1 rRNA gene is annotated in these 504 nt (G+C 55.0%); it reads left to right on the top strand.

Annotated elements, in window-relative coordinates:
* Positions 1 to 21: 21 nt before the first annotated feature.
* Positions 22 to 504, top strand: a 16S ribosomal RNA gene (locus A7K91_RS05730); the annotation flags it as partial.

Raw genomic sequence — 504 nt, 5'->3', positions numbered from 1 at the left:
GTAATGAGCAAGTCAAACACTTTTATGGAGAGTTTGATCCTGGCTCAGGACGAACGCTGGCGGCGTGCCTAATACATGCAAGTCGAGCGGATTAGATTGAAAGCTTGCTTTCAATCTGGTTAGCGGCGGACGGGTGAGTAACACGTGGGTAACCTGCCCGACAGACCGGGATAACAGTCGGAAACGATTGCTAATACCGGATACGCGATTCTGTTGCATGACGGAATCGGGAAAGGCGGAGTAATCTGCCACTGACGGATGGACCTGCGGCGCATTAGCTAGTTGGTGAGGTAACGGCTCACCAAGGCGACGATGCGTAGCCGACCTGAGAGGGTGATCGGCCACACTGGGACTGAGACACGGCCCAGACTCCTACGGGAGGCAGCAGTAGGGAATCTTCCGCAATGGGCGAAAGCCTGACGGAGCAACGCCGCGTGAGTGATGAAGGTTTTCGGATCGTAAAGCTCTGTTGCCAGGGAAGAACGGCTAGGAGAGTAACTGCTC

The organism is Paenibacillus oryzae (assembly GCF_001675045.1).
GTDB classification, from domain to species: Bacteria; Bacillota; Bacilli; order Paenibacillales; family Paenibacillaceae; genus Pristimantibacillus; species Pristimantibacillus oryzae.
Note: the sequence above shows the minus strand (reverse complement) of the source record. Positions and strands in the feature narration are given on the sequence as shown.